Genomic DNA, 26,609 nt, shown 5'->3' with positions numbered 1-26,609 from the left:
ACGGCCGTGATAAACCGTGACCCTCTTCGTCCCCCGTGCCGTACGACTTCATTCCCTGTGCCGTACGACGCGCTTTTCGTCCCACACCGGTTCGGGCGCCTCGTAGACGGTTCCGTCGGAGCCGAAGACCAGGAAACGGTCGAAGTCCCTGGCGAACCAGCGGTCGTGCGTCACCGCGAGCACGGCCCCCTCGAAGCCGCGGAGCGCGTGCTGCAGGGCGTCGGCGGAGACCAGGTCGAGGTTGTCGGTGGGCTCGTCCAGCAACAGCAGTGTCGTGCCGCCGAGTTCGAGCAGGAGGATCTGGAAGCGGGCCTGCTGCCCGCCGGACAGCGACGCGAACTCCCGCTCCGCCGCGTCGGCCAGTTCGTAGCGGGCAAGGGCCCGTGACGCCTCCTCGCGCGGCAGTCCTTCGCGGTGCTCGTCGCCGCGGTGCAGGATCGACACCAGCGTGCGGCCCGCGAGGTCGGGGCGCCCGTGGACCTGGGCGAACCAGGCCGGACGGACCCTCGCGCCGAGGCGCGCCACCCCGGTGTGCGCGCTGTCGCCGCCGGCGAGCAGGCGCAGGAAGTGCGACTTGCCCGAGCCGTTGGAGCCGAGGACGGCGACCCGGTCGCCGAACCGGACCTCCAGATCGAACGGGTTCATCAGGCCGGTGAGTTCGAGCCCTTCGCAGACCACGGCCCGCTTGCCGGTACGCCCGCCGCGCAGCCGCATCGCCAGGTGCTGCCGCCGCGGCTGCGCGGGAGGCGGTCCCGCCTTCTCGAACCGCTCCAGACGCGTGCGCGCCGCGCGGTACCGCGAGGCCATGTCGGAGTTGTAGGAGGCCTTCTGCTGGTACATGTGCAGGAGGGCCTTCAGCTTGGCGCGCTCCTCGTCCCAGCGGTTGCGCCGCTCGTCGAAGCGCTCGAACCGTTCGGCCCGCGCCCGGTGGTAGGTGTCGAAGCCCCCGGGGTGGACCCAGGCGGTGTTCCCCGCCGCGCCGAGCTCGACGGTGACGGTGCTCTTCGCGGTGCGGGCGAGCAGTTCGCGGTCGTGGCTGACGTAGAGGACGGTCTTCGGCGTCTCGGTCAGGCGGTCCTCCAGCCACCGCTTGCCGGGCACGTCGAGGAAGTTGTCCGGCTCGTCGAGCAGCAGGACCTCGTCGGGGCCGCGCAGCAGGGCTTCGAGGACGAGGCGCTTCTGCTCGCCGCCCGAGAGGGTGTCGACCGCGCGCCGCCGGCACCGGTCGAAGGGCATGCCGAGGGCCGCGGTGGCGCACACGTCCCAGAGCACCTCGGCCTCGTAGCCCCCCGCGTCGCCCCATTCGGCGAGCGCGTCCGCGTATGCCATCTGCGCCGCGGTGTCCCCGCTCGCCTCCATGGCCGCTTCGGCCGCGTCCAGGGCGGCCGCGGCGCGACGGACGCGCGGGGCGGCCGCGGAAAGGAGCAGATCGCGCACCCGGTCGCCCTCGCGGGCGATGAACTGCCGCATCACGCCCAGGCTTCCGCCCCGGTTCACCGCGCCGCCGTGCGGCGCGAGGTCTCCGGCGACGATCCGCAGCAACGTGGTCTTGCCGGAGCCGTTGGCGCCGATCAGCGCGGCCTTGGCCCCCTCGCCGACGCGGAACGAGATGTCGTCGAGGAGCACCCGGCCGTCCGGTAATCCGTACGAGACGGAATTGACGTCTATGTATCCCACGACGGCGAAGTTATCACAGGCGTGATAAAAAGAATCGCCGAATAAACTCCCCCTACCGGGCGCCGCGGGAAGGAGTAGCGGGTCCAGGCGTCGCGGCGCGGAGGGGGAGCAGGGTTCGGCGAGTGGGCGGGGGCAGGGGGGCAGGGGTCAGGGAGTCGTCGTCGACACCACGTACACCATCGGGTGCTCGGCGTTCGAGCGGTCCACCACGACGTCCTGCGTCGGTGCCGGGTCGTCCTGCTCGTGGGTGAGGCCCGACCACGGTCCCGGGCCCGTGAACTCCCAGCCGACGACCTTCCGGTCGCGCTCGCTGATGGTGATGTCGTTCGGCTTGAGGTGGGGCGTGGTCGTGCCGATCTGCTGGAGGAACTTGTCCAGGCCCTCGTTGCTGGTGAGGAACTGGACGTACAGGCGGCTGGTGCGCCAGTTGTTCGTCTCGTAGTAGGCGACCTCTTCGGAGTACGGCGGGATCGGTACGTCGTACAGACGGCGCTGCACCTTGGAGGGCCAGCCCGCGGTGAGGCCCGTCGCGGAGTACTTGCTCTCCTTGTCGCGGCCGCTGTCGCGGCTCTGGTTCGCGGAGATCACCAGGTAACCGGCGGGGATGCCGATCAGGAGGACGATGATCGTCGCCGTCAGCCAGCGGCGCCGGATCATGTGGCGGCGGTCCTCGGTCTTGCCCCCGTCGCGGCCCGACGGTTCGGGGGCTCCGGGGAAGTCCGGGGACGAGGGTTGGCGGGGCACGGTCATCTGCTTACTGCGTTCCCTGGGAGGTGCGGTCGTTGGTGCGGCGGGCCTCTGCGTACCGCTCGTAGCGTTCGTAGCGCTCCACGCGGCGGCGGTTGGCGCGGCGGAAGCGGCGGGCGACCAGGCGGGCCAGGTCCGCGGCGCCGACCATGCCGGCCTCGGGGCCGAGCTGGGCGCGGGCGATACGGGCCTCGGGGCGGTAGCCGCGGCCCGTGAGGTGGCGGCGGAAGGCGTCGCGGGCCGGGCCGATCAGGAGGTCGTCGGCGGCGCTGACGCCGCCGCCGATCACGAAGCAGGAGGGGTCGAGGGCGGCCGCGAGGTTCGCGATGCCGACGCCCAGCCACTGGCCGATGTCCTGGAGGAGCTCGACGCACATGGCGTCGCCCTCGCGGGCCAGCTCGGTGATGAGGGGGCCCGTGATGTCGGGGACGTTGCCCTTGACGCGCTCGATGATGCCGTACGCCACCGGGGAGTCGGCGGCGGCCAGCTCGCGGGCCTCGCGGACCAGGGCGTTGCCGGAGCTGTACTGCTCCCAGCAGCCGCGGTTGCCGCAGGGGCAGCGGTGGCCCCCGGGCACGACCTGCATGTGCCCGAACTCGCCCGCGACGCCGAACTTGCCGCGCTTGACCTGGCCGTCCTCCAGGATGGCGCCGCCGATGCCGGTGCCGAGCGTGATCATGACGAGGTGGTCCTCGCCGCGGCCCGCGCCGAACCGCCACTCGGCCCAGGCGGCGGTGTTCGCGTCGTTGTCGACCATCACCGGGACGGCGAGACGACCCGAGATGCGGTCGCGCAGGGGTTCGTTGCGCCAGGAAAGGTGCGGGGCGAACAGGACGCGGTTGCGGTCCGCGTCCACCCAGCCGGCCGCGCCGATGCCGACCGCGTGCACGTCGTGCCGGTCGGAGAGGTCGAGGACCAGCTCGACGATGGTGTCCTCGACGACGCGGGGGCTCTTGGACTTGTCCGGGGTCTCCGTGCGGAGGGTCTCCAGGATGTTGCCGTCGGCGTCGACGACCCCCGCCATCACCTTCGTGCCGCCGATGTCGATGCCGACGGTGGGGACGCGGGGTGCCGTCAGATGGGACCGGCGCTCACGCGTGCCCACGGTCCGCAGGACGGTGGCTCGTGCGGAGCCGCGGTGGGCTAGGTCGCGGTAGGTGCTCATTGCCTGGATTCTGCCTCACTCCAGCCGGGGCCCGCACAACGGGCACAGGGGGCTGCGCCCCCGTCAGGGGCGCGGGGAACTGCGCGAGCAACCACGAAAGAGCCGCAGTCGCATCTGCTCGGTCGTCCGGCAGACGCGACTGCGGCTTTTCGTGGGCTGAGCGCGCAGTTCCCCGCACCCCTTACGGGGCGCGGTCCTCCAGTTCGTGACGGAGGTCGTCCAGCTCGGAGCCGCCCGCCATCTGGCGGGTCAGTTCGTCGAGGGTCACCTCGTCACGGGTGTAGCTGCCGAACATCGCGCCCCGCTTCAGGAGGACGAAGCGGTTGCCGACCAGGTACGCGTGGTGCGGATTGTGCGTGATCAAGACCACGCCCAGGCCCTGGTCCCGCGCCGCGGCCACGTACTTCAGGACGACGCCCGACTGCTTGACGCCGAGCGCCGCGGTCGGCTCGTCGAGGACGAGGACCTTCGCGCCGAAGTAGACCGCCCGTGCGATCGCCACGCACTGGCGCTCGCCGCCCGAGAGCGTGCCGATGGGCTGGTCCACGTCGCGCAGGTCGATGCCCATGCGCAGCAGCTCCGCGCGGGTCGTCTCGCGCATGAAGTCGACGTCCATGCGGCGGAAGGGGCCGACCCCCTTCGTCGGCTCGGAGCCGAGGAAGAAGTTCCGCCAGACCGGCATCAGGGGGACGACCGCGAGGTCCTGGTAGACCGTGGCGATGCCCCGGTCCAGGGACTCCCGGGGCGAGGACAGCTTCGTCTCCTCGCCCTCGATGCGGAACGCGCCCGCGTCGTGCTGGTGCAGCCCTGCGATGATCTTGATCAGGGTGGACTTGCCCGCGCCGTTGTCGCCGAGGACGCAGGAGATCTCCCCCGCGTGCACCTCCAGGGAGACGCCTTCGAGCGCGCGGATGTTGCCGTAGTACTTGCTGACGTCGTCGAGCTCGACGAGCGGGGTGCGGGAGGCGGTCTCCGGCACGGCGTCGGTCGGTGTCTCGGTCACTTCGTCGCCTCCGCGCGCTTGCGGACCCAGTGGTTGAGCAGGGTCGCCAGGAGCAGCATCACTCCGAGGAAGAACTTGAACCAGTCCGGGTTCCACTCGGCGAAGACGATGCCCTTGCTGACCATGCCGAAGATCAGCGCGCCCACGGCCGCGCCGACCGCGGAGCCGTAGCCGCCGGTGATCAGACAGCCGCCGATGACCGCCGCGATGATGTAGATCAGTTCGTTGCCGACGCCCTCGCCGGACTGGACGACGTCGTACGAGAAGAGCAGGTGCTGGCCGGAGATCCAGGCGCCGAAGGCGACGCCCATGTACAGGCCGATCTTGGTCGCCGCGACCGGGACGCCGACCGCGCGGGCCGCGTCCTCGCCGCCGCCCACCGCGAAGATCCAGTTGCCGACGCGGGTGCGCAGCAGGATCCAGGTGGCGACCGCGATCAGGGCGAGCCACCAGACGATGGTGATCTTGAAGTCGACGCCGCCGACGGTGATCGACGAGGCGAAGACCTCCTTGGCGGAGGAGAAGCCCTCCATGTCGGAGATCGACTTGGTGGAGACCGTGCCGCTGATCAGCTTGGTGAAGCCGAGGTTCATGCCGGTCAGCATCAGGAACGTGCCGAGCGTGATGATGAAGCTCGGTGGGTCGGTGCGGGTCAGCATGACGCCGTTGAAGACGCCGATCGCGAGGGTGGCCAGGAGGGACACCCCGACGCCCACCCAGACGTTCGCCGTCATCTGGTAGCTGAACATCGACGAGATCAGCGCGGACGTCGTCACCATGACGCCCGCCGACAGGTCGAACTCGCCGCCGATCATCAGCAGCGCCACCGGCACCGCCATGATGCCGATCGTGGAGGCGGCGTAGAGGACCGTGGCCAGGCTCGTCGTGCGCAGGAAGCTGTCCGCGACGACCGCGAAGAAGATGAAGACGGCCACGGCGCCGACGACCGAGCCGAGCTCGGGGCGGCCCATCAGCTTCTTCAGGGGCGAGGTCTTCAGGAGGCGCTCGTCCGTCGTGGTTTCCGGTGCGGGCGCGAGGTCTTTCGCGGTCATCGGGTCCCTCGCTTCGCGTATTCCTCCAGCTCGGCGGCCTGGTCCTTGGTGATGATCTGCGGCCCGGTCAGCACCGGCCTGCCGCCGCCGAGGACGTCGGCGTTGTACTTGTACAGCCACAGCAGGTCCACGGCCTCGTAGCCCTGGAGGTAGGGCTGCTGGTCGACGGCGAAGCCGAGGGCGCCGGACTTGAGCCCGGCGGCGACCTTCTCGTTGAGGTCGAAGGTGTCGATCTCCGCCTTGCTGCCCGCGCCGTCCTTGGCCTTCACGGCGGCGTCCGCGAAGGGCGCGCCGAGCGTGACGACCGCGTCCACGTCCTTGTCGGACTGGAGCCTGGCCTCGATGGAGGACTGCACGTCGGGCATGTTGGTGCCCGTCACGTAGAGGTTCTCCATCTTCCCTTCGAAGGTCTTCTTGGCGCCCTCGCAGCGCTGCTCGTGGCCGACGTTGCCCTGCTCGTGCAGGATGCAGAGCGCCTTCTTCCTGCCCCGCTTGGTGAGCTCCTCGCCGACGGCCTCGCCCGCGATCGTCTCGTCCTGCCCGATGTGGGTGAGCGCCCCGAACTCCTTGGACTCCGCGGAGCCCGAGTTCACGGTGATCACCGGGATGCCGGCCTTCTTGGCGCGGGCCAGCGGGCCCTTCATCGCGTCCGGCTTGGCCAGCGACACGATGATGCCGTCGACCTTCTTGTCGATGTAGGAGTCCACGAGCTGGGCCTGCTGCTGGGCCTCGTCGTCGTGCGCGTACAGGAACTTGATGTTGTCCTTGCGGGCCGCCTCTTCGGCGCCGTTCTGGACGATGTCCCAGAAGGTGTCGCCATCGCCCGAGTGGGTGACCATTCCGAAGGTCCAGCGCGGCGTGCTCACCGCGGCCTTCCCCTGTGCGGCGGCCGCCTTGCGGGCGTCCTCGGCGCGCTTGCCTCCGGTACTGCTGCATCCGGTGAGGCCCGCGGTCACACCGAGCACCGCGACCAGCGCGGCGCCCACCGCTCGTACCCCTGTCTTCACCCTTGCCACGACGCCGTGCCCTTCTTGCTCTGCTGCTCTGTGCGGCCGGTCCGGATCCCCGGCCCCAGCCGCCCAAGTATCGACCACGCGGATCGCGCGTGTGTTCATCGGGTACCGCGGCGTGTGGTCACCTGGTTCCCCTGGCGGTGTACTTCTCCAGCTTCGGTACGTCCTTCTCGGTGACGATCGCGGGTCCGGTGAGGACGGGCTTGCCGCCTCCCAGGACGTTGGCGTTGGTCTTGTAGAGCCACAGTTCGTCGACGGCGAGGTAGCCCTGGAGGTAGGGCTGCTGGTCGACGGCGAAGCCGACCTCCTTGGCCTTGAGGCGCTTGACGACCTCGGCGTTCAGGTCGAACGTGTCGACCTCCGCCTCGCTGCCCGCGTCCTCCTTGGCCTTCACCGAGACCGCGGCGATCGGCGCGCCCAGCGTGACGACGGCGTCGATGCCCTTGGTGGCCTGCAGCTTCGCGCTGACGGACGACTGGGCGCCGGGCGCGTTGGTGCCCTCGACGTTCAGGTTCTCCACGGTGCCGTCGAAGGTCTTCCTGACGCCCGCGCAGCGCTGCTCCAGGGAGACGTTGCCCTGCTCGTGGATGACGCAGAGCGCCTTCTTCCTGCCGCGCTCGTTCAGCTCGTCGCCGACGGCCTCGCCCGCCACGGACTCGTCCTGGCCGATGTGGGTGAGCGCGCCGAACTTCGCGGAGAACTCGGCGCCGGAGTTGATCGTGACGACCGGTATCCCGGCCCTGGTCGCCTTGGCGAGGACGGCCTTCATCGCCTCGGGCTTGGCCAGCGTCACGACGATGCCGTCGACCTTCTTGTCGACGAACGACTGGACCAGCTCGGCCTGCCCCTTGGCCTCCTTGTCGTTGGCGTAGAGGAACTCGACGTTGTCCTTGCGGGCGGCCTGCTTGGCCCCGCTCTGGACGATGTCCCAGAAGGTGTCGCCCTCGCCGGAGTGCGTGACCATGGCGATCTTCAGGCGCGGTGTGGAGACGCCCTTGCCGCCGCCGTCGTCGTTCGCCTTGTCCTCGTCGTCCTTGCCGCCGGAGCCGCTGCAGCCGGCGGCCAGCGCGATCACGGCGATCAGGACCGCTGCCGTGCGGGATGTGCGCGTACGCATGGTGGGACCACCTCTTCTCCCGGCCGCCTCGGTGCGGCTGGGGGAGTTCTAGCGGTGGGCGCACGGGAGCGTCAATGGCTTTGTCAGAACATTCTGACGACCATGGGTGAGTTGGCGTCCGCGGTCGTCCGTCCGTCGAGATCTACGGCCGTACGAGGAGCTGGAACTCGAAGGAGTAGCGCGCCGCCCGGTAGACGTGCGAGCCGAACTCGACCGCACGCCCCGTGTCGTCGAAGGTCGTGCGCCGCATCGTGAGCAGCGGGGCACCGGCCTCCTCGGCGAGCAGCTCGCCCTCCTCCCCGGTGGCGGCGCGGGCGCCGACGGACTGGCGCGCGCTGTGCAGGGTGAGGCCCGCGGCGCGCATCAGACGGTAGAGCCCGGTGGCCTCGAGGCGCTCGGTGTCGAGGTCGAGGAGGCCGGTCGGCAGATGGTTGCGGAGGTGGGCCATGGGCTCGCCGTGCGCGAGCCGCAGCCGCTCGACGAGGTGCACCGCGTCCCCCTCTGCGACCCCGAGCGCTGCCGCGACCTCGGCGGACGCGGGCTCGACGGTGTTGCGCAGGACGCGGGTCTCGGGGCGCTGCCCCGCCGCCTCCAGGTCGTCGTAGAGGCTGCTGAGCTCCAGGGGGCGCTTGACCTGGCTGTGCACGACCTGGGTGCCGACGCCGCGGCGACGCACGAGCAGGCCCTTGTCGACGAGGGACTGGATGGCTTGGCGGACGGTGGGCCGGGACAGGCCGAGCCGCCCCGCGAGCTCGATCTCGTTGCCGAGGAGGCTGCCCGGGGTCAGGGCGCCGCGCTCGATCGCCGCCTCCAGCTGCTGGGCCAGCTGGAAGTAGAGCGGGACCGGGCTGCTGCGGTCGACGCCGAGCCGCAGCGCGACGGCGGGGTCCTTGACCGGCTTGTCCTGGGCTGCTTTGGCGACTGGTTTGGACACGGGGCGAGCGTAGTCCCGGGAAATGATGACGGGAAGTTCTGAAGTTCTGTTGTCCGGACAAAAGATGCACCGTACGCAAGGACTCTTCCGCTTCCGACCAGCACAGACGCATCAGTTCGCCCCCTCGGAGAGAGCTCCGAGGGGGCGATTCCGCATCCCCGGGGGGGCGACCGAGGGACAGCGCGTCAGGCGGCGTCCGGGTGGGCCTGGGTGAAGACTTTGCCGGAGTTGATGTAGGGGCCGTACTTGTCGGGGCCGTCTCGGTGCTTTTGTTCCCACTCGTCTCGTTGGGCTTTCTGTACGTCGCGCCAGGCTTTGAGCAGGGCGCAGGTGGCGTGGTCGAGTGGGGGCTACGCCTGCCTGCGCGGCTCTTGGGGGTGTCTGCCCATGCTTCGTAGGCGTTGTCGACAGATAGCTGCTCGACGATCCTGGCGGTGCCGCGGGTCACGTCGACTTCGGTCCAGGGCAGTCCTGTTGCTTCTCCGCGACGTGGGGCGCGGAACACCATGAGGTGCCACATGATGGACATGGGGTGTTGAACTGCGGCATCGAGGAACTCACCGGTCAGGTTGGGGTCCAGACCATGACAGAGCTGAGCCTTTCGCCGGTAACCCTCCAGCGGGCAATGCGTTCCCCTGTCCAGATCAGGGCTTCGGGGCGTTCGTATGTGGAGAGGGTGACGGAATTCGCCCGGTTACGTGCAGGCGAAGATGTCGAAGAAACGGGCCACGCGTGGTGCTCAACAACGCGCGACCGCGGGCGATCGGCACGACCGGGTCCGCGATCGGCATAGAGCCCAACAACACCTAAGAGGTGTCCCGTGACTGATCTTGGAGTTGGTGGGAGTAGGGTCGGCTGCAGTGCGACCCTCCCGCATATCCAGCAAGGGTGAGGTTGCACAGACGGGCAATGCCGAGCATGGCGTGATGGACTCCGTCACCCTTGAGTCGGCAATCGCGCAGGACCTTCCAGCCCTTCATCCGGGCGAAGGTGTGCTCGACGCGGGCGCGAACTTGCTTATGGGAGCGATTGTGCTGCTCCTTCCAATCCGGAAGCTCTTCGTCTCTGCGGCGGCGGTGCGGGATGGCCAGCTCGGTGCTCTGGTAGCCGACGTCGGCGATCGTCGTCGTGTTGCGGACGGCAGCCTTGGCGCCGGATTCCTCCCCGTCGACGATGAGGACGGTGCCCTTGCGGAACCGCTTGCGTGGCCGGAATGCGAGCAGCGGACCGAGGTGGCCGCCGAAGCAGCGCGGGCCCAGCCCGGTGAACGGACCTATCCAGGACGGCTCGGACGCCGTGATCACACCGGCCACACCGAGATCATCTCACTCATAGCCAGCGCCGATGGGCAACCCCTAATCGCCCTGGAGGTGGAGTTCCAGACTCGCGGCTTCCGCGCAACGCTCTGCCAGCTTGCGGACCTTCTCCAGGATGTCCCGCTCCCGCTGCCCCTTCACCAGGCCACAGGTGGCGTCGACCTCGGAGATGAACTGTGGCATATCCATCGACGTAAGGATCTGGGTGCGATACGGGTCCACGCGGTTGAGCATCGGCAGACTGCTGTTCACGCACAGACCAGCGAACAGGTCCGCCTCGTCCTGTACGAATTCCACCGTGGTCAGCCGACGCTTCTTGGAACTCGTCCCTCGTTGCGTCACCTGCATCAGCACTACGTCGACACCCATCCTCATGTCCCTTCCAGGATCCACGACACTCACCAAGGGCTCCGGATCGGGCACCAGGTTCCGTCCACCATCAGGACGGCGTCCGCCCTGTCACACCAGAATCGTCTCACTCAGGGCCAGCGGTTACGGGACAACCCTTACCCGTTCGTCTACTGGCCGTCCGTGGACGGCACGAATCAAGCGTTCATCAACGTCAGCGGCAGCAGTTCCGCGGATACGAACATCGGCATCAACTCCGGTACCTTCACCGACCCCGAAGGCAGTGAGATCTACCGGTGGCGGACGTTCTTCGACAACAACTTCTGCGTAGGGGAGCGCATCACCGCCAAGGGCAGCAAGCCGAATTCCTTGCAGTTCTTCATGAACTTGGCCTCCGCCTCCCACTCCTTGTGGAGGTTCTTGGTGAGCCTGGCGATGGTGTCCATGCCCTCCTAGATGTCGCCCTTGGCGCTCATCAGCGAGCCCAGCACGCCGAACGCGGACAGGTCGTGCGAGGCGGCCTTGAAATCGTGCAACGGCTTGCGGGTGTGGTCATCCACCTTGCCCAGCGCGGACGCCGCCTTGTGCAGGGACTTCGCGTCCTTCTTCAGGCCCGACATACCTGTCCGCCCCCGTGGGTTCAGATGGTTCTGCGTGTGGTGCGACGACTGGCCGACGGCCTCGGTCAGCGGTTGATGGACTGGATCTCCTGTACGTCCATGTCCTGGGTGGTCTCGAAGGTGCCATCCGGCAGATCACCCTTCGCTCCGCCCGTGCCGTGCCGTGCCGTGCCGTGCCACGAGACCTTCCACGTGACGGAAGCCGTGAACTGGAAGGGACCAGTTCCGGACGTGGACCTGGGTTAGGCCATCCCGCACGGCGGCTCCTGGTCCGCCTTGCCCTTGGCATACGGCTCGCCGATGCTGCCGTCCGCGTTGATCGGGCAGTCGCCGGATGCCGGGAAGACCTTGGCGTCCTCGGCCCCCGGCTCAATGTGGAGACCAACAGGTTCAGCGGTGGTCGTCGCCGTCATACCCAGGGCTGGCAGGCCGGCGGTGACGGACACGGGCCGGCCCGACCGGTCCGTGCCGCTCTCCGGCCGCTACGGGCCCCAGGCCCAGAGGCCGTGGCCGGCTTCAACCGCAAGCACAACCTGTTCACGCTCGCCGACTTCGACGGCCCCGCCCGTTCTCCGGGAACCGGTCGCCTCGCCTTCACACCGTCAGGCCCACGGGCTGCACGCCTCCACCTGGTTGTTGCTGTTGACGGTGCAGGCCCGCACCAGGAGGCCCTTGATGTTCACCCCGGCTTTGGAATGCGCGCTGCTGGACTTGGAGTCACCCTTTCCGCCCTCGGCCTTGCCGAAGATGCGGGTGGTCCACTCCCAGGTAGATCCGTTCTGCCAGTTGTAGCCCACCTCCATCCGCACTCCGTAGCCGTCAGCGGCGCGGTCCCACACGGTGCCCGACAGGCTCACCTTGTAGCCGTCCCACTCCACGCCGACGGAAGCGACGGCAGCCGTGAAGTTGGCGGCAGTGTCGGCGTAGCGGCCGTTGGGGTACGGGACGTATCCGTTGTCCCAGTGGTCGGGGCGCTCCACCGCCGAGGCCGGTGCGGCGGCCAGGGCCAGGGAGAGTGCGACGCCGAAGGTGGCGCCGGTGACTGCCTTGGACAAGCGAGTGGTCACGAATCTTCCCTTCCTCGTCGTGGCTCAGATGTCAGTGAGCCGGGCCTTGTAGATCCGCTTCTGCGTCTGGCCCGGTTGCGGGCGGGCCGCGACCCTCTGGGTCGGCCACAGGAAGTTGACCAAGTCGCTGCCGTATGCATCGTCGTCAGGAGCAGCAGTCCATACGCCACGGCCCGAGCGGTGCCTGGCGAAGGACTTCACATGCCGCAGTGGATAGGTCCACACGATCCGCGGACGCCCTGCGGACTTGTCGATCTTGAGTTGGTAGTCCGTGCCTGTCGCCCACAAGAACTGGGACTCCACCGGATCGGGCTGGAGATCGTGGCCGTTCTCGAATCGCTTGTCCTTCAGGACGGCGCTGTCCACCTTGGTGAGCTTCGCGGTCCCTTGCCACCCCGAAGGGCGGTAACCCACGATCTTGTCGCCGCCGAAGATCCACACAAGATTGCTGTTCGCGTCCCAGACGGCGCCGTGCGCCTGCCGGAAGGGCTGGAAGCCCCCTTGCGATTCAGGAATCCTCTTGAATGTGCCGGGCCCGTTCGGGGCCGCATACAGTTGAAAGCTCCCCCCGCTCCTTGCTCCCGGAGGCGGCGGATCCTTGTCGGGCAGCCCTCGCGTGCCGACCACGACAACGGCATCCACCGTCGGGAGGTACTCCAGGGAATGCGGGAAGATCTTGAGCCCGGTGTCCGAGCCGAGATGTACCGCATCCGAGAGGCGGTGGATCGTCACCCGTCCGTTGTCGGGGTCTCCCCCGCAGACCAGGAAGACAGACTCACCGCTGCGGAGTTTGCGGTACTTGCACTCCAGAGGGGCCCAGTCCAACCGACCACTGGGCGGAAACGTCGATTTCGGCTTCTCGAAGAAGTACGTCTCGTGGGGGCCTTCAACTATGTCGCCGGTGTAGTGGGTCTCGATGACGTTGTTCGCCGCGTCCACCAGAGCCACATGGAAGTTCTCCGCGGCCCGACCGGTCCGCCCGCCCTGGTCGGAGCCGTACGCCGGGGCAGCGAACGCGCTGAACGGCACCGCCGCAGCACCGGCCGCGAGCGAACCACGCAGCAACTGCCTTCTGTTTAAGTGCATCATGTCCTCTCTGAACGGTGCGTTGCACTTGTCGCACGCGTTCGTTATCAGTGACCTTCTTCAACGAGGTCCCTCAATGGGGATCGACTGGCTCGCGCCATTACGGCTCCAGCAAGGACTGCCGCCCGAACGGTGGCCGCTCTGAAGAAGCTCAGTGGCAGATGAGGTGCGAAGGCCGAGTGACTCACAACGGCAGGTGAGGTGGCCCCTTGGACGTACGGCAAGAGTGGCGGGTCACGATCCCATCGATCTCAGTGGGTCGAGCGCCAGGTACCGCACAGGTCGACGCGGCGGTCCCGTTCAACCGGCGTGGCAGGTGCCGTCCTGACCCACCGGCTGACGGGCGTCTGGTCCGCGACCAGGCGGTGGGCTGCACGCCCCTGGACAGATCTTGCTGCAGGGACGGATTCAACACTGGTTGAAGGTTGCGGCGTTGTACCAGATCTTCTGTACTCACCTGCGGCGGTCTGGCCCGTGTACTCGGCTGTCCCCCTGTCCTCTTGGAAGGTCATGTTCCAGCTCGCGGTGAAGAAGGTGTCGGGTCCCACCGCGCCATCGACCTCAAGGTGGCTGTGCCGCCTCTGCCATCGCTTAGTCGAGTACGTGGTCTCAGGCCCGAAACGGCAGTCGATATCCGAGATCTCCCAGGGCTTGTCATCGGATCGCAGTGATTTGTCCGCCCACAAGATCGCTTGCCACATCCCGGCGAGGTTGCTGTATGAGTGGGAAGAGGCCGACACGACGCCTTCGTCTGCCCAGTCGTCGCGTCCGACCCCCGTGCCGTGCACCACTCCCGTAGCCTCGTTGGCCGCGGCCGGCGTGACCGCGACGGCGGGCCCGACACAGACAGCCGTTGCCACGGCCGCCACAGCAGCTCGCCTGGGTATCGGCGTCAGCATGATGCGAAGTCCCCCTACGTCTTTGTCTCCTATGACGTTCTTCTCACGCGCTTCCGCAACAGGGCATGTGAGTCGAAGGGGCGCCGGCGCCTTTGGGATGCGACCTGGTCGGCTCAGAACCGCATTGCGCGAGGCCCACTGTTGCCGTGACGATCCGAGCGGCCAACCTATTCGAACTGCCTCGAATAGGTTGACATCGAGACGGAAAGCGGGGGTCCGATGGGGGTACGGATCCACTTCAGCGGTGATGACGTCCGGCGGGTGACGATCGCTCAGCGGCCCGCGCCGCTGTGGGAGATCGAGCGCAGCCTGCGTGCCCTGCAGGCGACGAACAGCGATGCGGCGACCGCGCCTTGGCGGGCCTGGGCGCGGACACGCCTGCCCCACAGCGCGCATCACCTGCTGACCCTGGTGCCGCCCAGCGGCCCCTGCCCCGATTTCCTGTCCCCGCTCGCACCCGCGCCCGACCTGGAGTGCGGCTTGGAACAGGTGCTGAGCACCCCGCGCTCCCTCCTGAACCGCGACATGGGACAACTCGCCGAGCGGCGCCGGCTCCCGCTCTGGGCACGAGAAGTGGGCCGGGGAGCACTGCCAGCTCTGCGCTCCCTGGAACAGGCCCTGCGCGACTACCACCAGAGGGTCATCCAGCCCGTACATCACCAACTTGCCGACGACTTGGAGACAGTCACAACGGGGCTGGTACACACGCTGTCCCAGCACGGCCTGGACGCACTTCTCTCGAGCCTGCACCCCTCGATCCGCTGGGATCCGCCCGTCCTGGATGTGGGCCACGAGGTGTTGGACGAGGACGTGCACCTCGACGGCTGGGGGCTCCATTTGGTGCCGTCGTTCTTCACCCCGACCAACGCCTTCTGCGTCAACCACACACCGCCCATGACGGTGATCTTCCCCATCACCCCCCAAGAGCCGTGGCGCCCGGGGCCCGGCCCAGGCCGGGCCCGTGCGACCGACACCCTCGCCGCGCTGCTCGGAGGCAAACGCGCCATGCTGCTGCGCGCCATCGCCGCCACCGACGGCATCACCACCACGCGACTTGCAGACACCGCCGCTCTCGCGCTCTCCACCATCAGCCATCACACTGCGGCCCTGCGCGACGCGGGTCTCATCACTACCCACCGCACCGGCACGAGCGTCCGCCACCGCACCACACCCCTGGGCCGCAGCCTGCTCCACGCCCAGCCCCGCGTCCTCGCGTGAACGCAGCCACTCGTCGGGGCTGCCTCCAGACGGGGACGGAACGTATCCAGCACGCGCAGTACCACCTGCCCGCTCTCAGTGAGCGACGGACGCCGGGAGTTTGGCTGGACCCACGGCGTCGCGTCTTCTGATGAGCGAGCTCGAAACCCTGCGCGAAGCCATCCGCCAGAACGCGAAAGCCTCTGGAGCGACTCGACACGGCCCGCGACGACGCCCTTCGCGGCTGCTGGTCCATGCGCTGCGGCCTCCTCACCCACCGCGTCAAGAAGCTCACCGCGCTCGTCGGCCCAACCCCCTGGCGGAACGTCGAGTTCTCGCTGCTCGAGGATGGCGCCCACCAGCGTGTGCATGCCGAGTTCGGGAAGCAGAAGCCACCATCTCTGAAGTTCTGTTGTCCGGACAGTTCAGTTGTCAGGACAAAGCATTGACAGGAGGGCCGGGGCGTCGCGAGGGTGGGGGCCATGCGTATCGGACTGATCGGAACGGGTCGCATCGGCGCCTTTCACGCGGCGGCCCTGAGCCGTCATCCCGAGGTGACGTCGCTGGTCGTCGCCGACGTGGACGCGGCGCGGGCGGGCGAGCTCGCCGCGCGGACCGGGGCGACGCCCGCGCCGTCGGTGGACGGCGTCTTCACCGCCGGTGTCGACGCCGTGGTGGTCACGGCGGCGACCTCGGCGCACGCCGAGCTCATCGGCAGGGCCGCGCGGGCCGGGCTCCCGGTGTTCTGCGAGAAGCCCATCGCGCTCGACCTGCCGGGCACCCTGTCCGCGCTCGCCGAGGTCGAGGCCGCGGGCACGGTGCTACAGCTCGGCTTCCAGCGGCGCTTCGACGCGGGGTACGCGGCGGCGCGCGAGGCGGTCCTCGCGGGCAGCCTCGGGCGGCTGCACACCGTCCGTGCGATCACCTCGGACCCGGCGCCGCCCCCGGCCGCCTATCTGCCGCTCTCGGGCGGCCTGTACCGCGACTGCCTGGTGCACGACTTCGACATCCTGCGCTGGGTGACGGGGCGCGAGGTCACCGAGGTGTACGCGACCGGGTCCGACGCGGGGCCCGCGATGTTCCGCGAGGCGGGCGACGTCGACACGGCGGCGGCCGTCCTCACCCTCGACGACGGCACGCTCGCCACCGCCACCGCGACGCGCCGCAACGGCGCCGGGTACGACGTCCGCATGGAACTGGCCGGTGAGCGCGACCAGTTGGCGGTCGGCATGGACGAGCGCACGCCTCTCACCTCGGTGGAACCGGCGGGCCCGCCCGCACCGGCCAAGCCCTGGTCCGGCTTCCTGGAGCGCTTCGCCCCCGCGTACGAGGCGGAGCTCGCCGCCTTCGTCGAGGTCGTGCGCGGCGAGCGGGCCAACCCCTGCGACGGCCGCGAGGCGCTGCGCGCGCTGCGGATCGCGGAGGCGTGCGAGCGCTCGCGCAGGGAGCGGCGCCCGGTGGCGCTGACGGAGATCGCCGGGGGCTGAGGCGGCCGGGCCCCGGCCCCCGCCACGCCGTCACCCCGTCGCGAGCACCGATCCCTGCGCCACCGCGCACAGCGTCTCCGTGCCGTCCTCGCCGACGGTGGACACCTCGCAGCGGACCACGGCCTGGCGGCGGCCCGTATGGGCCACGACGGCGCGGGCGACGAGCTTGACGCCGGTCGCGGGACGGACGTACTGGATGGAGAAGCCCGAGGTCAGCACGGCGGGCCCGAGGGTCGTTCCGGCGGCGAAGGTGATGCTGTTGTCGGCCGCGTAGGCGAGCACGCCGCCGTGCAGGAAGCCGTTCTGCTGGTGGAGTTCCTCGCGGATGCCGATCTCCAGCGTGGCCGCGCCCTCGCCGAAGCGCGTGATGCGGGCCCGGACGAGGCGGCTGAACGGCTGGGCGTCCAGGACCTTCTGGGCCATGGTGAGGTCGACGGGGTCGGCCGGCGGCTCGGCTGCTTCGGGCTCGGCGGCTCCCGACCCGGGCCCCGCGGGCAGGGGTTCGGCCGACGCAGGACCGGTCGACGAGGGATCAGCCGTCGTGGGGCTGTCCGTCCAGGGATCGGGCGACGAAGGATCAGCCGTCGAGGGCTCGTTCGTCCAGGGATCGGGCGTCCAGGGATCGGTCATGGACGACTTCTACCACCGGACGGGCCCTCCTCGTCCAGCAGTCCCGCGTCGTGCGCCAACAGCGCGATCTGCACACGGTTGTTGAGGTCCAGCTTCGTCAGGACCCGCGAGACGTGCGCCTTCACCGTGGCCACGCTCAGGAACAGCTGCGCGGCGATGTCCGCGTTCGAGCCGCCCCTGCCCACCGCGACGGCGACCTCGCGCTCCCGCTCCCCCAGCGCGTCGAGCCGGTCCAAGGCGCGGCGCTTCCTGTCCAGTTGGGGGTCGGTGCCGGTGACCTGGGTGATCAGCTGCTGGGTGACCGTCGGCGAGAGCACCGGCTCCCCCGCGGCCACCGCCCGCACCGCCGCGACGATCTCGGCGGGCGCGGTGTCCTTGAGGACGAACCCCGCCGCGCCCGCGCGCAGGGCCCGCAGCACCTGCTCGTCGGCGTGGAAGGTGGTGAGCACGATGACTTCGGGGGCGTCGGGGCGCTTGCGCAGCGCCTCCGTGGCGGCGAGCCCGTCCATCGTGGGCATGCGGATGTCCATCAGGACGACGTCCGGGCGGAGTTCGCCGACCAGCGGCGCCACCTCGATGCCGTCGCCCGCCTCGCCCACGATCTCGATGTCGTCCGCGCCGCCGAGCATGAAGGAGAGCCCGGCGCGCACCAGCGGGTCGTCGTCGACGAGCAGCAGCCTGATCGGTTTCATGACGCCCACGGTAGCCAGGCCTCCAGGTGGAATCCGCCGTCGGGTCCCGCCCGGTGGCCGAGCTTGCCGCCCGCGAGCGAGGCCCGCTCGGCGAGCCCGATCAGGCCCTGCCCCGAGCCGGGGACCTTCGGCACGTCGCCGGGCGGCGCGGGGTTGCGCACGGACAGGGTCAGGCCCTCGCCCGGCGCGCCCTCGACGGCGACGGTCACCTCGGCGCCGGGGGCGTGCTTGCGGGCGTTGGTCAGGCCTTCCTGCGCGATGCGGTAGGCGGTGCGGCCGAGGGCGGCGGGCACGGCGTCGGGGTCGGTGACGCGGTTGTCGAGGACGACCTTCATGCCCGCCTCGCGGGACTCGGCGACCAGCGTGTCCAGGGCGGCGAGCGTGGGCTGCGGGCGGTCCGGGGCGTCCGCGTCGCCGCCGCGCAGGACGCCGATCACCTGGCGCAGGTCCTGCAGGGCTTCGTGCGCGCTCTCCCTGATGACGCCGGCCGCGCGGGCGATCTCCGCGCGGGGCGCGTCCGGGCGGAACTCCAGGGCGCCGGCGTGGACGCTGAGCAGGGTGAGGCGGTGGGCGAGGACGTCGTGCATCTCGCGGGCGATGTCCTCGCGGGCCAGGCGCTGGGCCTGTTCGGCGCGCAGGGCGGCCTCGTTCTCGGCGCGGACGGCGCGGTCGCGCAGGCTGAGCAGGAGCTCGCGGCGGGAGCGGACGAACATGCCCCAGCCGACGACCGCCCCGGTCAGCACGGTCCCGAAGGCGATGGAGACCCCGTAGGGCATGTCCGCGTCGGGGCGCAGCCAGTAGGTGAAGGGGACCACCGCGATCGAGGCCCCGCCGATCCACGCGACGTACCGGAACGGCCGGTGCACGGCGAGGGTGAAGAGCGCCACCGCCGCGGCGCCGCCCGCCGTGTCCGAGACCACCGCGACCGGCACCATCGCGACGGCGAGGCCGACCGGCCAGCGTCTGCGCAGCCAGACGGCGGCGCAGGCGACCGCGCCGACGACCTGGTCGAACTCCGCGAGCCCCGGGGAGACGTGCGGGTTGTCGCCGACGGCGTCGGCGCCGATCATCCCGATGAAGAGGGCGGCGAGGAAACAGGTGAAGTCGGCGATCCAGTCCCGTACGGTCCGCCGGGACTTGCGCCCGGCGCGGCTCGGGTCGAACTCGCGGGCGATGGAGGAGGGCAGCGTCCACGGACTCCTGGCCAGCGGCCCGGGGCCGGACTCGGCCGCGGGCTCGGGGCGGGGCGTGGACTCAGTACCGCTCATGGTCGACAAATCTACGCTCAGCTGAGGGGCAGGGCCGCGCCCCGCACATGATCATCGACCAAAGTCGCGCGGGTCCCCGACTTTCGGACCCGGCTCCATGAGGGATCCTCGCCCGGCGGCGGATGTCCGCGGGGAAGGCACGGGGCGAGGATCGCCTCATGAAGCAGCTTCTGGAATTTCTCGGAGTGATCCTGCTGGTCCAGGGCGCGGTCGGCCTGATCCACCGGTTCACCGGTGAGCTGCGCGGCTGGGGTCTGGTGCAGCGCCTGGGCTTTTCCGACGGCTACGAGACGTACGCGAGCGTGGCGCTGATCGTGCTCGCGTGCGCGGTGTTCGCCGCCGTGGCGAGCCGGAGGGAAGGGTGACCGGGTCCGGCCCGCACGGCGGGGGCCGACTGCTCAGCAGCTGTGGTCGACCAGGTCGAAGGACGCGTAATGGTCGGCGGTGTAGTAGTCCTCCTGGCTCTTCTCGCCGGTGACGATGCGGCGGGCGCCGCGGTCGTCGGAGCCCGGCGTGATCACCGTGTACTCGTGGTAGTAGCCGGAGCTCTGCTGCGGCAGCTCACCCTCGCGGTTCTGGAAGACGGTGCCGTCCTGCGGGAAGGGGTAGGGGCCGCCCTTCTCGATCAGGTCGAGGGTGTCGTGCGCCTGGGAGGGCAGCGCGGAGTAGCAGATGTCGCCGACGGCGGTGACGGAGTACGCGACGGGGGCGGCCGGCGCGGCGCTCGCGGTGGCCGTGACGGGGCCGCCGACGAGCAGGGCGGCGGCCAGGGCAGTGACGCTGAGAATTCGTGGGGGGATACGCATGGGTCCAGTGTGACGCGCGTAGAGGTTGGCGTGTCAACGTCAAGTGCACTGAATTTTCCAGGAGTTAACCACGTGCCGCCGACCGGACACCGGACGTCCTCCCGCGCCTCAGCCGACGACCCGCCGCCCCCACCCCGTCCCCACCAGCACCAGCGCCGCGCCCAACAGGCCCGCGACGCCGAGGTGTTCGCCGCCGAGCGTGACGCCGACGGCGGCCGCCCACAGCGGTTCCGTGCCGAGCAGCAGACCGACCCGCGACGGGGAGGTCCTGCGCACCGCCCACATCTGCACGAAGAAGGCGAAGAGCGTGCAGCAGACGGAGAGGAAGAGCAGCCCCGCCCACGCGCGCGGCCCGAAGCCCGTCGCGACGGACCACGGCGCCTCGCCGACCCCGGACGCCGCGAGCACCGCGAACACCAGGACGGCGCCGCCCAGTTGGACCGTGGTGAGGGAGAGCGAGTCGGCGCCCCGCACGGCCTTCATCCGGGACATGGCGAGGACGTGGGCGGTGCGGGCGAGGGCCGCGAGGAGGATCAGCAGATCGCCGGGCGAGGGCGCGGTGAAGCCGCCGCCCTGGGTCAGCAGGGCCACGCCGAGCACGGAGAGCCCGGCCGCCGCGAGGAAGGCGCGCGGCGGCCGCGCGCGCCGCGCCACGGACTCCGCGAGCGGCGTGAAGATCATGGTGAGGCTGATGATGAGGCCCGCGTTGGTCGCCGAGGTGTGGACGACCCCGTACGTCTCCAGGAGGAAGATCCCACTGAGGATCAGCCCGAGGACCGCGGCCCCGCGCCACTGCGCCCCGGTCAGGGAGCGCAGCGAACGCCATCCCGCCGCCACGAGCGCGGGCAGCACCACGCCGAAGCGCAGCACGAGCACGGCGATGACCGTGTGCGTCGTGGTGATGCCCTTGGCGGCGAGATAGCTGGCGCCCCAGACCACGGCGACCAGCAGCACGGGCAGGTCGGTGAGCCAGGTACGGCGCGGGGCGAGCGCGGCGGGGGTGGCGGCGAGCGACGACACGGGCGCGGTCTCCAACGGGCGGAAGGGTGTGGAGACTTCGGCGGCTCGCACGCGGAGCGCACACCGTATCCGACGAAGATCGCGCCGGGAAGACCTCGGTGACCGCCCTCAGGAACGGCCGTGCTCCGGGCGGCCCGCGCGCTCGTACGTACTGATGACGACGCCCGTGGACGTCGTACGCGACTGCGCGAGACGGAAGGCGGTGGGCCCGCCCCCCTCCTCGAAGAAGCGCTTGCCGGTGCCCAGGGCGATGGGGAACGTCAGCAGATGCAGGGTGTCGATCAGGTCGTGCGCCAGCAGGGTCCGGGCGAGGTTGCCGCTGCCGTGCATCTGGATCTCGCGTCCGGGCTGCTCCTTGAGGGCGGTGACGTCCTTGACGAGGTCGTCGCGGCCGATGATCCGCGTGCCGTGCCAGTCGGCCCGGGTCAGGGTGGTGCTCGCGACGTACTTCGGCAGGGAGTTGAGCCGCGAGGCCACCGGGTCGGCGGGGTCCGTCATCTTCGGCCAGTACGCGGCGAAGATCTCGTACGTGCCCCGGCCGAGCAGGAAGGCGTCGACCCGGTCGTACACCTCGTTGATGAACGCGCCGAAGTCCTCGTCGTTGTAGGACATCGACCAGCCGCCGTGCTCGAATCCGCCGCTGCGGTCCTCGTCCGGGGCGCCCGGGCCCTGGAAGACCCCGTCGAGGGTGAGGAACTGGGTGAGGGTGAGCTTCATGGCGAACGCCTTCCTTCTCGGTCGAGGCTCTTTCCCCCTCAGACTCCGCGGCCGCCAGGAAGTCATCGCCGCGTCCGACGACCACGTCCGACATCCATGTCCGATCACCGCGTCCGATTACCGCCAGCCCGCGCCCACCCCGACGCGTTTCATTGAACCCGCAAGAACTTCTCGCCCACAGCGGCGGATACCGACGCATACACATGCAGAAGAGGTACGGACATGTCGACTCTCACCGGCAAGAAGGCCCTGGTCACCGGCGGCAGCCGCGGCATCGGCGCGGCGATCGCGCTGCGCCTGGCCGAGCAGGGCGCGGACGTGGCGATCACCTACGTGCACAGCGAGGACGCGGCCCACGAGGTCGTCGCGAAGATCGAGTCGATGGGGCGGCGCGGCTTCGCCGTCCGGGCGGACGCGGCCGACGCCGGGGACGCGGCGGGCGCCGTGGAGCGCGCGGCCGACGACCTGGGCGGCCTCGACATCCTGGTGAACAACGCGGGGGTCGGCGTCCTGGGACCGATCGGCGACCTGACGCTCGCGGACATCGACCGGGTCATCGCCGTCAACGTACGCGGGGTCTTCCTGGCCTCGCAGGCGGCGGCCGGCAGGCTCCGGGACGGCGGCCGGATCATCACCGTCGGCAGCTGCATGGCACAGCGGGTGCCGGGCCCCGGCGGCACGCTCTACGCGACGAGCAAGGCCGCCCTGATCGGCCTGAACAAGGCGCTCGCACGGGAGTTGGGCGGGCGCCGGATCACGGCGAACCTGGTCCAGCCGGGCCCCATCGACACGGACATGAACCCGGCGGGCGGCCCCTTCGCCGACGGGCAGAGCGCCATGACGGCGCTCGGCCGCTTCGGCTCCGCCGACGAGGTGGCGTCCCTGGTCGGCTACCTGGCCGGGAACGACGCCGCGTACATCACCGGCACCGAGCTGTCGGTCGACGGCGGTCACGCCGCCTGACCTCTCGGCCGCGAGGGAGGTTGGGTGCGGGGCGCACCGGGGCTGTCCACCCGGTGCGCCCCACGTTCGGTGGGGGCGGGTCAGCCGCCCAGCTCCTGGTGGCGGGCCGCCAGCTTGGCGGCGCCGTCCTCGGTCAGCGAACCGAACAGGCGCAGGCGGGAGATGCCGCCGTCCGGGAAGATGTCGATGCGCACGTGCGTGCCGACGACCGGGGCGTCCAGGACGAAGCGGTGGTTGGTGTCGGGCTGCAGCCGGGTGCGCGGCAGCGCCTCGACCCACTCGCCGTCCGCGCCGTCGCGCACCGAAAGGGACGCCCAGCCCGCCGAGTTGCCCTTGAGGTACGCGGTGTCGATCTCGACGGCGCGGATCTCGGACTGCTGCACCAGCTGGTAGCGGATCCAGTCGTTGCCGGTGTCGCGGCGCCGACGCGTCTCCCAGCCGTCGTCCATCTTGCGGGAGCGGCCCGGCTGGATGGTGTTGGTGGCCGGGGAGTAGAAGCGGTCGGAGGCGTCCTCGACCTGGCCGCCGTTCTCCAGGGCGACGACGTCGAACGTGCCGAGCGCGGCGAGCCACTTGGGGTCGGCCGCGACCTCGCCGTACACGCGCAGGCGGGCGATGCCGCCGTCGGGGTGCTGGTTGACGCGCAGGTGCGTGAAGCGCTGCTCGACGTCGACGGCGAAGCCGTTGGCGGCGTGGCCGCCGACGGGCGTGCGCGGTACGAGGGTCGTCCACTTCACGTCGTCGCCGAGGAGCTCCTCGGGGGTCGGCGAACCCTCGACGCTGGTGCCCTCGACGGACACGGCCTGCGGGTAGTTGCCGCGGAAGTGGGCGGTGTCGACGACGATGCCGCGGATGACACCGGGGGCGCCGAGCCGCACCAGGGCCCAGTCGTGGTCCTCGGCGGTGGGCCACGGGTGCTCGGCCGAGACGCCGCGCCTGCGGCGGGTCTCCCAGCCGTCCATGACCTTGCCCTTGTGCCCGAAGTGCTCCGGGTCGAAGACGGCGTCGTGCGGGAGCAGCAGATTCTCGCGCATCGCGAAGAACTCGTCGTTGGCGGCGATCACACCGGCGCCGAGCTGCCGGTCGGCGAGGTTGGCGTACTGGGTGAAGGGGAAGTCGGCCGTGCGGTAGTCGGCGAAGGGCTCGCCGCCGCCGTAGGGGCTCGCGTCACCGGTGAAGGAGGGCAGAGGAGATATGTGCTGCGCCGTCACTGTTTCAGTTGTTCCTTTCCAGAAGTCGGCCTGCGGGTTCGCTGAACTCGCCGCCGTGCAGGATGCGTTCGCCGCGCAGCCAGGTGGACTTCACGACGCCGCTGAGCGTCTTGCCCGCGTACGCCGTGACCCGGTTCCGGTGCTGCAGTTCCGCGGGATCCACGGTGAAGGTCTCGTCGGGCGCGAGGACCGCGAAGTCGGCGTCGCGGCCGACCTCGATGGCGCCCTTCTGGTCGAGTCCGACCAGCTGTGCGGTGCGCGTGGACATCCAGCGCACCACGTCGTCCAGGGTGTGACCGCGCTTCTTCGCCTCGGTCCAGACGGCGGGCAGGCTCAGCTGCAGTCCGGAGATGCCGCCCCAGGCGGTCGCGAAGTCGTCGGTCTTCAGGTCGGCGGTCGAGGGGGAGTGGTCCGTCACGACGCAGTCGATGGTGCCGTCGGCCAGCGCCTCCCACAGCAGGTCCTGGTTGCCGGCCTCGCGGATGGGCGGGCAGCACTTGAACTCGCTCGCGCCGTCCGGGACTTCCTCGGCGGTCAGGGTCAGGTAGTGCGGGCAGGTCTCGACGGTCAGCTCGACGCCCTCGCGCTTGGCGGCGGCGACGAGCGGCAGGGCGTCGGAGGAGGAGAGGTGCAGTACGTGGACCCGCGCGCCGATCCGCTTGGCGACGGCGATGAGACCTTCGATCGCCGTGTCCTCGGAGATACGGGGCCGGGTCTGAAGGTAGTCCGCGTACTTGGGGCCCTTGTTCCTGGGGGCCGCGTCGAGCTCGTGCGGGTCCTCGGCGTGCACGATGAGCAGCCCGCCGAAGCCGGCGATCTCGGCCATGGAGGTGGCGAGCTGGTCCTGGTCCAGCTCGGGGAACTCGTCCACGCCGGACGGCGACAGGAAGCACTTGAACCCATAGACACCGGCTTCGTGCAGCGGCTTGAGATCCTGCACGTTGTCGGGGAGGGCGCCGCCCCAGAAGCCCACGTCGATGTGGGCCTTGGCGCGGGCGACGTCCTGCTTGGTCCGCAGGTTGTCGACCGTCGTGGTGGGCGGAAGGGAGTTGAGGGGCATGTCGACCAGGGTGGTGATGCCGCCGGCGGCCGCGGCGCGGGTGGCGGTCCAGAAGCCCTCCCACTCCGTGCGGCCCGGGTCGTTCACGTGGACGTGCGTGTCGACGAGGCCGGGGAGCAGCGCGTCGTCCCCGAAGTCCTCCAGGCGCGCGCCGTCCGGGACCACGGCGTCGTACGCGCCGAGGGCCACGATCTTCCCGCCACGGACGGCGACCGATGCGGGCCGCGTCCCCTCCGGGGTGACGACACGGGTGGAGCGAAGGACCAGCTCCACGTCGGCACCCACAGTCGCGACCACGTCCACGCCCTTTTCGGACACCCCGCGTCCCCTTTCTTCTGTTCCGCTACACAGACCTTTTGCTTCCGCTTAACGGAATTCAACGTTCTGTTGAAGGAGTTTTCACGCTCGATCTCGCGGCGTCAAGGGTGTGCTTGCGCACCCGCTCCGCACCCCACGCCGCACTGGACGTTTCCACAACGTGGAATTAGAATTCCGCTTGCCAGAACGTACTTACGCACAACCTGAGCGTCAAGAGATCACGGGACAACCCCGCGGAGACACGGACAAACACACCCTGACCGGCGACGACGTCAGCCCGCGCAAGAACCCCTGTGAAGAACCGCCCGGTAGGCTGCTTCCTTGCCTGCCAGCACCGAAAGGAACGCGCCGTGCCGACGTCAAGCGCCAGCGACGCCCCTGCTGAAGTCGCCGCCTCAAAGCCCTCCGCCGCGAGCGGTGGTGTTCAGTCCCTCGAGCGCGCCTTCGACCTGCTCGAGCGGATGGCGGACGCGGGGGGCGAGGTCGGCCTCAGCGAGCTCTCCGCCAGCAGCGGCCTGCCGCTCCCCACGATCCACCGCCTCATGCGCACGCTGGTCGCCTGCGGCTACGTACGCCAGCAGGCCAACCGCCGCTACTCCCTCGGGCCGCGGCTGATCCGCCTCGGCGAGTCGGCGTCGCGGCTGCTCGGCACGTGGGCGCGGCCGTATCTCGCCCGCCTCGTCGAGGAGACCGGCGAGACGGCGAACATGGCACTGCTCGACGGCGACGAGATCGTGTACGTCGCGCAGGTGCCGTCCAAGCACTCCATGCGGATGTTCACCGAGGTCGGGCGGCGGGTGCTGCCGCACTCCACGGGCGTGGGCAAGGCGCTGCTCGCGCACACGGCGCCGGAGGAGGTACGGGCGCTGCTCGCCCGTACCGGGATGCCGGCGGCCACGGAGAAGACGATCACCACGCCCGAAGGCTTCCTCGACGCGCTCGAGGAAGTACGTCGTACGGGGTACGCGGTGGACGACAACGAGCAGGAGATCGGGGTCCGCTGCCTGGCCGTGCCGGTGCCCAACTCGCCCACGGCGGCGGCGATCTCCATCTCGGGCCCCGCGGGCCGGGTGACGGAATCGGCCACGGAGAAGATCGTCCCGATCCTCCAGGAAGTGGCGGTGGACCTCTCGGCGGCGTTGGCCTCGGCGGGCCCTGCGGCGTGAGCGGGGCGGGGGCCCGGTCGACCGCCTGCC

The 26,609-nt window shown here is 70.0% G+C and carries 26 protein-coding genes and 2 pseudogenes; 6 read left to right on the top strand and 22 right to left on the bottom strand.

Annotation, left to right across the window (positions count from 1 at the left end):
• Positions 1-48: 48 nt before the first annotated feature.
• The 10 genes and pseudogenes from ACZ4D5_RS27105 to ACZ4D5_RS27060 all read right to left on the bottom strand — a co-directional run bounded on the left by ACZ4D5_RS27105 (position 49) and on the right by ACZ4D5_RS27060 (position 10,393).
• Positions 49-1,677, bottom strand: coding sequence for an ATP-binding cassette domain-containing protein (locus tag ACZ4D5_RS27105; RefSeq protein WP_467775017.1), 1,629 nt, complete (start codon positions 1,675-1,677; stop codon positions 49-51).
• Between the two features lie 147 nt (positions 1,678-1,824).
• Positions 1,825-2,427, bottom strand: coding sequence for a sugar kinase (locus ACZ4D5_RS27100; RefSeq protein ID WP_467775016.1), 603 nt, complete (start codon positions 2,425-2,427; stop codon positions 1,825-1,827).
• Between the two features lie 4 nt (positions 2,428-2,431).
• Complete coding sequence (locus ACZ4D5_RS27095; protein ID WP_467775015.1) at positions 2,432-3,589, bottom strand: ROK family glucokinase; 1,158 nt, start codon at positions 3,587-3,589, stop codon at positions 2,432-2,434.
• Between the two features lie 181 nt (positions 3,590-3,770).
• The gene (locus tag ACZ4D5_RS27090) at positions 3,771-4,592 is read right to left on the bottom strand and encodes an ATP-binding cassette domain-containing protein (RefSeq protein WP_467775014.1); all 822 of its coding nucleotides are present in this window, start codon (positions 4,590-4,592) and stop codon (positions 3,771-3,773) included.
• Positions 4,589-5,644, bottom strand: a complete 1,056-nt coding sequence (locus ACZ4D5_RS27085) for an ABC transporter permease (protein ID WP_467775013.1) — start codon at positions 5,642-5,644, stop codon at positions 4,589-4,591. Before ACZ4D5_RS27085 ends, ACZ4D5_RS27090 begins: the two co-directional genes overlap by 4 nt.
• The gene (locus ACZ4D5_RS27080; RefSeq protein ID WP_467775012.1) at positions 5,641-6,660 is read right to left on the bottom strand and encodes a sugar ABC transporter substrate-binding protein; all 1,020 of its coding nucleotides are present in this window, start codon (positions 6,658-6,660) and stop codon (positions 5,641-5,643) included. The genes ACZ4D5_RS27085 and ACZ4D5_RS27080 overlap by 4 nt, the downstream gene beginning before the upstream one ends.
• Positions 6,661-6,778: 118 nt before the next feature.
• On the bottom strand, positions 6,779-7,774 hold the full coding sequence (locus ACZ4D5_RS27075; RefSeq protein ID WP_467775011.1) for a sugar ABC transporter substrate-binding protein: 996 nt from the start codon (positions 7,772-7,774) through the stop codon (positions 6,779-6,781).
• A 142-nt stretch (positions 7,775-7,916) separates the two neighbouring features.
• Entirely contained in the window at positions 7,917-8,648 is a 732-nt protein-coding gene (locus ACZ4D5_RS27070) for a GntR family transcriptional regulator (RefSeq protein WP_467775336.1), read from the bottom strand.
• Between the two features lie 938 nt (positions 8,649-9,586).
• Positions 9,587-10,021: pseudogene (locus ACZ4D5_RS27065) on the bottom strand (transposase); the annotation flags it as partial.
• Between the two features lie 42 nt (positions 10,022-10,063).
• The gene (locus ACZ4D5_RS27060; RefSeq protein ID WP_467775010.1) at positions 10,064-10,393 is read right to left on the bottom strand and encodes a hypothetical protein; all 330 of its coding nucleotides are present in this window, start codon (positions 10,391-10,393) and stop codon (positions 10,064-10,066) included.
• Positions 10,394-10,555: 162 nt separating this feature from the next.
• On the opposite strand from ACZ4D5_RS27060, the gene ACZ4D5_RS27055 reads away from it, so the two are divergent.
• On the top strand, positions 10,556-10,828 hold the full coding sequence (locus ACZ4D5_RS27055) for a hypothetical protein (RefSeq protein WP_467775009.1): 273 nt from the start codon (positions 10,556-10,558) through the stop codon (positions 10,826-10,828).
• On the opposite strand, the gene ACZ4D5_RS27050 is transcribed toward ACZ4D5_RS27055, so the two are convergent.
• From ACZ4D5_RS27050 to ACZ4D5_RS27035, 4 genes and pseudogenes are all read right to left on the bottom strand, one after another.
• Entirely contained in the window at positions 10,825-10,992 is a 168-nt protein-coding gene (locus tag ACZ4D5_RS27050; RefSeq protein ID WP_467775008.1) for a hypothetical protein, read from the bottom strand. The genes ACZ4D5_RS27055 and ACZ4D5_RS27050 overlap by 4 nt on opposite strands.
• Before the next feature lie 65 nt (positions 10,993-11,057).
• Positions 11,058-11,441 (bottom strand): annotated as a pseudogene (locus tag ACZ4D5_RS27045) (hypothetical protein); the annotation flags it as partial.
• Positions 11,442-11,594: 153 nt separating this feature from the next.
• Positions 11,595-12,059 (bottom strand): hypothetical protein, encoded by a 465-nt coding sequence (locus ACZ4D5_RS27040; RefSeq protein ID WP_467775007.1) that lies wholly within the window; start codon positions 12,057-12,059, stop codon positions 11,595-11,597.
• A 24-nt stretch (positions 12,060-12,083) separates the two neighbouring features.
• Complete coding sequence (locus tag ACZ4D5_RS27035) at positions 12,084-13,145, bottom strand: twin-arginine translocation signal domain-containing protein (protein ID WP_467775006.1); 1,062 nt, start codon at positions 13,143-13,145, stop codon at positions 12,084-12,086.
• A gap of 1,160 nt (positions 13,146-14,305) precedes the next feature.
• On the opposite strand from ACZ4D5_RS27035, the gene ACZ4D5_RS27030 reads away from it, so the two are divergent.
• Both ACZ4D5_RS27030 and ACZ4D5_RS27025 read left to right on the top strand, forming a co-directional pair.
• Positions 14,306-15,262 carry an ArsR/SmtB family transcription factor gene (locus tag ACZ4D5_RS27030; RefSeq protein WP_467775005.1) on the top strand — a complete coding sequence of 319 codons (957 nt, stop codon included), beginning with the start codon at positions 14,306-14,308 and terminating at the stop codon, positions 15,260-15,262.
• 461 nt (positions 15,263-15,723) lie between these two features.
• Complete coding sequence (locus ACZ4D5_RS27025; protein ID WP_467775004.1) at positions 15,724-16,728, top strand: Gfo/Idh/MocA family protein; 1,005 nt, start codon at positions 15,724-15,726, stop codon at positions 16,726-16,728.
• 30 nt (positions 16,729-16,758) lie between these two features.
• Here the strand turns inward: ACZ4D5_RS27025 and ACZ4D5_RS27020 are convergent, their stop codons facing one another.
• The 3 genes from ACZ4D5_RS27020 to ACZ4D5_RS27010 form a co-directional block, all read right to left on the bottom strand.
• Positions 16,759-17,151: a PaaI family thioesterase gene (locus tag ACZ4D5_RS27020; RefSeq protein ID WP_467775335.1), complete on the bottom strand. Its 393-nt coding sequence runs from the start codon at positions 17,149-17,151 to the stop codon at positions 16,759-16,761.
• Between the two features lie 203 nt (positions 17,152-17,354).
• On the bottom strand, positions 17,355-18,050 hold the full coding sequence (locus ACZ4D5_RS27015) for a response regulator (protein WP_467775003.1): 696 nt from the start codon (positions 18,048-18,050) through the stop codon (positions 17,355-17,357).
• The gene (locus ACZ4D5_RS27010) at positions 18,047-19,318 is read right to left on the bottom strand and encodes a sensor histidine kinase (protein WP_467775002.1); all 1,272 of its coding nucleotides are present in this window, start codon (positions 19,316-19,318) and stop codon (positions 18,047-18,049) included. The genes ACZ4D5_RS27015 and ACZ4D5_RS27010 overlap by 4 nt, the downstream gene beginning before the upstream one ends.
• A gap of 158 nt (positions 19,319-19,476) precedes the next feature.
• Here ACZ4D5_RS27010 and ACZ4D5_RS27005 point away from each other — a divergent pair, with 158 nt between their 5' ends.
• Positions 19,477-19,683, top strand: coding sequence for a hypothetical protein (locus ACZ4D5_RS27005; RefSeq protein ID WP_467775001.1), 207 nt, complete (start codon positions 19,477-19,479; stop codon positions 19,681-19,683).
• A 33-nt stretch (positions 19,684-19,716) separates the two neighbouring features.
• On the opposite strand, the gene ACZ4D5_RS27000 is transcribed toward ACZ4D5_RS27005, so the two are convergent.
• The 3 genes from ACZ4D5_RS27000 to ACZ4D5_RS26990 form a co-directional block, all read right to left on the bottom strand.
• Entirely contained in the window at positions 19,717-20,124 is a 408-nt protein-coding gene (locus ACZ4D5_RS27000; protein WP_467775000.1) for a ribonuclease, read from the bottom strand.
• 108 nt (positions 20,125-20,232) lie between these two features.
• Positions 20,233-21,144: a DMT family transporter gene (locus ACZ4D5_RS26995; protein ID WP_467775334.1), complete on the bottom strand. Its 912-nt coding sequence runs from the start codon at positions 21,142-21,144 to the stop codon at positions 20,233-20,235.
• Positions 21,145-21,252: 108 nt separating this feature from the next.
• On the bottom strand, positions 21,253-21,861 hold the full coding sequence (locus tag ACZ4D5_RS26990; protein WP_467774999.1) for a dihydrofolate reductase family protein: 609 nt from the start codon (positions 21,859-21,861) through the stop codon (positions 21,253-21,255).
• Positions 21,862-22,083: 222 nt separating this feature from the next.
• Between ACZ4D5_RS26990 and ACZ4D5_RS26985 the strand changes: the two genes are divergently transcribed.
• The gene (locus ACZ4D5_RS26985) at positions 22,084-22,824 is read left to right on the top strand and encodes an SDR family oxidoreductase (protein ID WP_467774998.1); all 741 of its coding nucleotides are present in this window, start codon (positions 22,084-22,086) and stop codon (positions 22,822-22,824) included.
• Positions 22,825-22,904: 80 nt separating this feature from the next.
• Here ACZ4D5_RS26985 and alc read toward each other — a convergent pair whose 3' ends face one another.
• On the bottom strand, positions 22,905-24,020 hold the full coding sequence (alc, locus tag ACZ4D5_RS26980; RefSeq protein WP_467775333.1) for an allantoicase: 1,116 nt from the start codon (positions 24,018-24,020) through the stop codon (positions 22,905-22,907).
• A 19-nt stretch (positions 24,021-24,039) separates the two neighbouring features.
• Positions 24,040-25,413 (bottom strand): allantoinase AllB, encoded by a 1,374-nt coding sequence (allB, locus tag ACZ4D5_RS26975; RefSeq protein WP_467774997.1) that lies wholly within the window; start codon positions 25,411-25,413, stop codon positions 24,040-24,042.
• Positions 25,414-25,763: 350 nt separating this feature from the next.
• Here allB and ACZ4D5_RS26970 point away from each other — a divergent pair, with 350 nt between their 5' ends.
• Complete coding sequence (locus tag ACZ4D5_RS26970; protein WP_467774996.1) at positions 25,764-26,579, top strand: IclR family transcriptional regulator; 816 nt, start codon at positions 25,764-25,766, stop codon at positions 26,577-26,579.
• Positions 26,580-26,609: the final 30 nt, after the last annotated feature.

The sequence above is a fragment of the Streptomyces sp. NPDC025651 genome (assembly GCF_055558735.1).
This window is presented reverse-complemented; position numbering and strand designations above follow the sequence as displayed.

What these genes read in the sequence shown, in the direction of transcription:
- ACZ4D5_RS27095 (WP_467775015.1), bottom strand. Translation starts at nt 3,589, where the DNA reads ATGAGCACCTACCGCGACCTAGCCCACCGCGGCTCCGCACGAGCCACC.
- ACZ4D5_RS27085 (WP_467775013.1), bottom strand. Translation starts at nt 5,644, where the DNA reads ATGACCGCGAAAGACCTCGCGCCCGCACCGGAAACCACGACGGACGAG.
- ACZ4D5_RS27005 (WP_467775001.1), top strand. Translation starts at nt 19,477, where the DNA reads ATGAAGCAGCTTCTGGAATTTCTCGGAGTGATCCTGCTGGTCCAGGGC.
- ACZ4D5_RS27100 (WP_467775016.1), bottom strand. Translation starts at nt 2,427, where the DNA reads ATGACCGTGCCCCGCCAACCCTCGTCCCCGGACTTCCCCGGAGCCCCC.
- ACZ4D5_RS27075 (WP_467775011.1), bottom strand. Translation starts at nt 7,774, where the DNA reads ATGCGTACGCGCACATCCCGCACGGCAGCGGTCCTGATCGCCGTGATC.
- ACZ4D5_RS26990 (WP_467774999.1), bottom strand. Translation starts at nt 21,861, where the DNA reads ATGAAGCTCACCCTCACCCAGTTCCTCACCCTCGACGGGGTCTTCCAG.
- ACZ4D5_RS27015 (WP_467775003.1), bottom strand. Translation starts at nt 18,050, where the DNA reads ATGAAACCGATCAGGCTGCTGCTCGTCGACGACGACCCGCTGGTGCGC.
- ACZ4D5_RS27050 (WP_467775008.1), bottom strand. Translation starts at nt 10,992, where the DNA reads ATGTCGGGCCTGAAGAAGGACGCGAAGTCCCTGCACAAGGCGGCGTCC.
- ACZ4D5_RS26985 (WP_467774998.1), top strand. Translation starts at nt 22,084, where the DNA reads ATGTCGACTCTCACCGGCAAGAAGGCCCTGGTCACCGGCGGCAGCCGC.
- ACZ4D5_RS27000 (WP_467775000.1), bottom strand. Translation starts at nt 20,124, where the DNA reads ATGCGTATCCCCCCACGAATTCTCAGCGTCACTGCCCTGGCCGCCGCC.
- ACZ4D5_RS27060 (WP_467775010.1), bottom strand. Translation starts at nt 10,393, where the DNA reads ATGGGTGTCGACGTAGTGCTGATGCAGGTGACGCAACGAGGGACGAGT.
- ACZ4D5_RS27025 (WP_467775004.1), top strand. Translation starts at nt 15,724, where the DNA reads ATGCGTATCGGACTGATCGGAACGGGTCGCATCGGCGCCTTTCACGCG.
- ACZ4D5_RS27010 (WP_467775002.1), bottom strand. Translation starts at nt 19,318, where the DNA reads ATGAGCGGTACTGAGTCCACGCCCCGCCCCGAGCCCGCGGCCGAGTCC.
- ACZ4D5_RS27035 (WP_467775006.1), bottom strand. Translation starts at nt 13,145, where the DNA reads ATGCACTTAAACAGAAGGCAGTTGCTGCGTGGTTCGCTCGCGGCCGGT.
- ACZ4D5_RS27020 (WP_467775335.1), bottom strand. Translation starts at nt 17,151, where the DNA reads ATGGCCCAGAAGGTCCTGGACGCCCAGCCGTTCAGCCGCCTCGTCCGG.